Origin of the sequence: Microcystis sp. M53602_WE12 (genome assembly GCF_030065455.1) — a bacterium.
Classification (GTDB): domain Bacteria; phylum Cyanobacteriota; class Cyanobacteriia; order Cyanobacteriales; family Microcystaceae; genus Microcystis; species Microcystis aeruginosa.
Genome location: NZ_JASJFB010000679.1, coordinates 1 through 5,407 on the forward strand (window position 1 = coordinate 1; position 5,407 = coordinate 5,407).

Consider the following 5,407-nt stretch of genomic DNA (forward strand, 5'->3'; position numbering starts at 1 on the left):
CATCGTCTATGGGGTTTATACAGGGGGTGAACGGACAGCCCAGATCAAAAGGGCCGAAAAAGTGATCCGGCAACGGGAATTAGAGGTGGAACGAGTCTCGGAACAAACTCGTTTTGATGCCACCGATGCCTATTATGAATTACAGAGGGGTGATGCCCAAGTAGCGATCTCCCAAGCCTCGATCGAAGATGCTAGTCAAAGTTTACGGGATGCTCTATTATTGGAGCAAGCGGGACTAGGAACCCGATTTGCTGTCCTACAGGCGGAAGTTGACCTCGCTAACGCTAACCAAGACTTAACCCGGGCGATTTCTAACCAGCGTATTTCCAGACGGCGACTGGCACAGATATTGAGTGTCGGTCAGCACATCGAGTTAACCGCTGCCGATGAGATTCGCGAGGCGGGAACTTGGGGCTTAAGTCTTGATGATAGTATCGTTTTGGCCTACAAAAATCGCGCGGAATTAGAACAACAACTCTTACAACGGGAAATTAGCGCAGAAGACCGCTCGATCGCCATTTCGGCGGTGATTCCCCAAGTGGACCTTCTGGGCGAGTATAATGTCCTCAACGATCTCAGTGATGAAGCTGGTTTTGGCGATGGTTTTAGCGTCGGTGGTCGGATTCGTTGGACTTTCTTTGATGGTGGTCGTGCTTTTGCTCGCGCTCGTCAAGCGGAAAGAAATATCGATCGCGCCGATACGGAATTCTCCCTCCGTCGCAATGAAATTCGCCTTCAGGTGGAGGAATCTTACTATAATTTGATTTCTAACCAAGAAAACATTAAAACTTCGCAAAAAAGCATTGAATCCGCCACGGAAAGTCTGCGATTAGCCCGTTTACGGTTTCAGGCGGGTGTGGGAACCCAAACGGATGTGATCAACTCCCAACGGGATTTAACCGATGCCAGAAGCCGTTATCTACAGGCGATCGTCGATTACAATAGATCCTTGAATAGTCTCCAGCGAGCGATTAGTAATTTACCGGATAATCGTTTGTTTGAAGTGCGTTAATTGTGGGATTTATCGAGGTGTGGTGTGGGGGGAGATAGCCAAATCTCCCCTATTTTAACGAGTTTGGATAATTCTAATCTGTTGTTCCCGCAATTGCTGCATGGTGGGAGTTTCCTGTAGCTCTTGCACCTGCGGACGCAGATTATTACAACGAGAGGAATTAATGCTACCGCATTGATTTTCGATCGTGTTCAGTCGCCGCTGCTCGATTTGGGGACTGGTACGAAAATTCCATTGGTGATTGTACTGATGATATTTTTGGTAAGCGCAGGACTCATACCCCGCTAAACAACGCTCACTGATGGGAAATTGGGCCACGACTAGGTTGCCGCTAACGCAAACCCAACCCAGACCCAGAAACAAACCTGACAATAAAGAATTTCTAGTGATCATCGCCAATATACCTCGGTGATCAAAAAATGTAGTCTCAGGATTGGCGGCCATGACGGTAATTGCCCGGCAGACTCTCGATCATGATTCCACCTCTTTTATTCTAGTCAATTTTTCTCGCCCCGCCCACGATAGCTGAAAACAGCCCATTCCTAGCTTAAGATCACTGGGTTAGCTGATCATAAATTAGACGGCTTTTTTTCTAGGCCGCTTGCAGAACATAGAAGGTATAACCATAGAAGTTGCTGAATTTCTCAAAAAGTTTCATCTCTTCTTCGGTTTCACGAATAACCGATGAGCTACTTGGGCTGATTTCCAGCTGCCCGATTCGCTCACGGAGAGGTTGATAATAATTTAGCCACCAAAGCTGACTGGGCAGCCTCTGGGTAGAAAGTACCTTAAAACCAGACCTATTAGCCCGAACGATATTCTCAAACTCATTACCCATCATAGGATAGGCGTTTTGCCAATAGGCCACAGCCGGCTCTGGCAGCTCATCAGTAAACCAACTCATCTCCGAGATGACGGCGATCCCGTTGTTAGAAACAAGCGGTCGCCAGATTTTAAGAGCCTGCTCAAACCCAAGATTATAAGCAGCCCCCTCAGACCAAAGTAGATCAACTGAACCCACTGACCAATCAAGTTTAGCCATGTCACCATGAATTGGAATGATTAAATGCTCAAGACCAAGCTGTTTTGCTCGGGTTTTGAGTTCGTCGATAAAAACCGACGAGGAATCCACTGCCATGACAGGGCTTTGGTAGTATTGTGCCAGCAGTAAAGCACTAGCACCACTTCCACATCCTAGATCGGCAATTCGCGGCTTGAGGGGCAAAATAGAGAGATTACTCAAAATTTTTAGGGAGAAGTCAGAGTCGCCGGGCCCTTTACGGTCAAGTCCGCGGTGTAAATCAGTTAAAGCGGCAACATACTCAGTTTGATTGTCTGTAGTCATAGAGATTTTTGCTGGCTCTAATAGCTGAAAACAGCCCATTCCTAGCTTAATCGGTTAGGCGATCGTTCCCGTCAGGGGGGAACTAGGACTAGCATAGGACTTAATCGGCATTCTTCCCGCTAAATAGGCTAAACGTCCCGCTTTTGCTGCCATTGCCATGGCTTGGGCCATCATAGCTGGATTGGCCGCCATAGCGATCGCACTGTTAATTAATAAAGCATCCGCACCCATTTCCATGGACCGGGCCGCTTCTGAGGGTGTACCGATCCCGGCATCTACCACCACGGGAATTTGGGCCGATTCGATGATAATTGCGATATTTGCCTCATTTTTCAGCCCCTGTCCCGACCCGATCGGCGATCCCAGCGGCATAACCGTGGCGCAGCCAGCCTCCTCTAAACGTTTGGCTAAGAGAGGATCGGCGTTAATATAGGGCAGTACGGCAAAACCTTCTTTAACTAATTGTTCCGCCGCTTGCAAAGTTCCGATCGGATCGGGTAATAAATATTTAGGATCGGGAATAACTTCGAGTTTAATAAAGTTATTGTCTTCCTGTCCCAATAATTTGGCCATTTCTCGCCCTAAACGGGCCACCCGAATCGCTTCTTCGGCCGTTTGACAACCAGCAGTGTTGGGTAACATCCAGATTTTCGACCAATCGATCGCCGCTGCTAATCCCTCATGGCCGGGTGCGTTCGTTTGTACTCGTCTAACGGCGACGGTGACAATCTGACATTCACTGGCACTAATACTTTCCTGCATAGTCGTCAGATTGGCATATTTGCCAGTCCCAGTCATCAAGCGGGAGTGAAAGGTTTTCCCGGCAATGGTGAGGCGATCATTCTGGGGCGATAAAAGTGCTTGGGGTTTATTCTCAATAATAGTTAAGGACATAGATGGAATAGTAATGGGTGATGGTTGATTAAAGCGATCGCAGCTAAAATGGGTCAAAATGGGATTAACTTTGTCATTAATCACCAGGTCAGCAATCAAGGAAGCAGTGACGGGAGCGAGTAAAATGCCATTGCGATAGTGACCAGTAGCTAAAATCAGGTTATCACAGCTACTGCGGCCTAAAATGGGCAATTCATCCGCTGTACCCGGACGGAATCCCCACCACATTTCCTCGATTTCCCAGTCAGCTAAAGGGGGATAGAGACGGGTAGCGCGCGCAAAAAGGGCTTGTAGTCCTTGGGGTGTATTACCCGTTTGCCAGGCCACTTTTTCGGAAGTGGCCCCGATAATTAAACGACCATTGCGACGGGGAACCAGATAGGTTTGCGGACCGAATAAAACCCTAGCTAAGGTCTGGTTAGGGGGCATTTTTACTGCGGCCATTTGACCTTTGACGGGATGGATAGGGAGGGGTAAAAGTTGACTCGTCCAGGATCCCGCCGCTAAAATGTAAATTTTTGCTTCTAATTCCCCAATTGAGGTATAAATACTCTTGACTTTTCCCTGCTTTTGCTGTATGGCGTGGACTTCTATGCCTTGGCGAATTTCTACCCCTAAATTTTCGGCCGCTTGTTGCAGCCCAGTCACTAGCTGCCGGTTATCCACTTGTCCATCGTCGGGATACCACCAACCACCGATCACATCTTTACCTAGTCCGGGTTGGTAGAGGTGAACTGCATTGCTGTCTAACCAAATTTTATTAGCTGTATTGGCAGTAATAGGCTGATCTAGCTCGTAAACGGGAGCAAGAATACCACAGGGATAGTAACCGCTGTTTATCCCCGTTAAATCCTCGATTTTGCGGCTCCACTCTGGATATAGCCAGCGTGATCGCAGACAAAGATCGAGAAACGGACCCGGGGGAATCCCCTCCGCATGGGGGGCCAACATTCCCGCAGCCGCACGACTAGCGGCCTGAGCTATATCTCGAACTAGGAGGGTAACTTTTGCCCCGCGCAATTGCAAATCGACGGCGATCGCTAATCCGATGATACCACCGCCTACGATCAAAATTTCGCTAGTTGAGTTCTTGACCCTCCCATGGCTAAAAGCGAGGGATTCTTGGTTCAACGACATGGCTTAAAAATCTAAAGGAAATGTAACCTTGATCCTAACTCGCAATTAGTCAGCCGAGAGGAGGGAGAAGTGAGGCTACTGGCATAATTTAAGATTAAGATGATTTTTAGTCAATCTTTTCTAAGCTTCCCTTTTTCTTTAGAGCATTATGACTTCCCCTGCTGTCGATCGAGTTTATCAAGGTCAATTCGGAGAGTTTACGATTACGGATAGCGATCGCCTAGGGGTGCGTCTCTACCGTCTGGGTTTAAATTTAGCGGCTTTTAGTTTCGCTGTCGCTACAATTATAGTCCTCACCCGACCGCAATTACTGCCCCTGACTAACCTTTTATACATGGGTTTTTGTCTGGGGTTAGGCATCAGTTTATTGACTATCCATATTTATTTAATTCCCCTCCATCGTCTCCTGCAATTTTTTTGGCTAATCGGGGCGATTACTTCCCTAATTTTCAGCCTCTATTCTCACCTTTCTCCCCTAGAATTTGTCTATAACCATCCGGTGAGTTTATTCGGTGTGGGCTTTATTTTTGCTAGTCTCACGGGGATTTATTTCAAAGAAGCTTTTTGTTTTAATCGTCTAGAAACCAAGTTTTTAACCCCTCTAGTTCCCACCCTTTTACTCGGTCATCTTTTGGGGATATTGCCCTTAAATTGGGAAAAGGGGCTATTAATTCTCTGGGCGACTTTATTCGTTATCTTTGCTCTGAGAAAGTTAAGCCAACCTCTCCCCAACGATATCGGTGATAAATCAGTCTTTGAACATCTTAACCATTGATGAACTGATAACTGTCTCGGAGTCTCGGAGTCTCAACTAAGTAGGGAGGCACAATTATAGCGTTTACTGTTCGCAAGAGGTACATTATCGATGTTGAAAAGCTTAATTAGGGTCTGCTGAAAAAGTTTTTCCTAGGGGCAGGGTGTAGGGTGTAGGGTGTGGGGTGTGGGGTTTTACCGATTTTGAGGGGGTCAATTACCTAATTTTCAGGGAAAAAGTAGCTGAATTTCCCCCTGATCACTCC

General features: G+C 47.1%; 5 protein-coding genes. 2 read left to right on the plus strand and 3 right to left on the minus strand.

Annotation, left to right across the window (positions count from 1 at the left end; genetic code table 11):
• A partial coding sequence (locus tag PX482_RS21120) for a TolC family protein (RefSeq protein ID WP_288122987.1) occupies window positions 1-1,012 on the plus strand: 1,012 nt, incomplete at its 5' end.
• A 54-nt stretch (window positions 1,013-1,066) separates the two neighbouring features.
• On the opposite strand, the gene PX482_RS21125 is transcribed toward PX482_RS21120, so the two are convergent.
• From PX482_RS21125 to thiO, 3 genes are all read right to left on the minus strand, one after another.
• The gene (locus PX482_RS21125) at window positions 1,067-1,456 is read right to left on the minus strand and encodes a hypothetical protein (RefSeq protein ID WP_288122988.1); all 390 of its coding nucleotides are present in this window, start codon (window positions 1,454-1,456) and stop codon (window positions 1,067-1,069) included.
• A 148-nt stretch (window positions 1,457-1,604) separates the two neighbouring features.
• Entirely contained in the window at window positions 1,605-2,357 is a 753-nt protein-coding gene (locus tag PX482_RS21130; RefSeq protein WP_223210693.1) for an SAM-dependent methyltransferase, read from the minus strand.
• Window positions 2,358-2,411: 54 nt separating this feature from the next.
• The gene (thiO, locus tag PX482_RS21135; protein WP_288023457.1) at window positions 2,412-4,388 is read right to left on the minus strand and encodes a glycine oxidase ThiO; all 1,977 of its coding nucleotides are present in this window, start codon (window positions 4,386-4,388) and stop codon (window positions 2,412-2,414) included.
• A gap of 148 nt (window positions 4,389-4,536) precedes the next feature.
• Here thiO and PX482_RS21140 point away from each other — a divergent pair, with 148 nt between their 5' ends.
• Window positions 4,537-5,163, plus strand: coding sequence for a DUF2301 domain-containing membrane protein (locus tag PX482_RS21140; protein ID WP_004159461.1), 627 nt, complete (start codon window positions 4,537-4,539; stop codon window positions 5,161-5,163).
• Window positions 5,164-5,407: the final 244 nt, after the last annotated feature.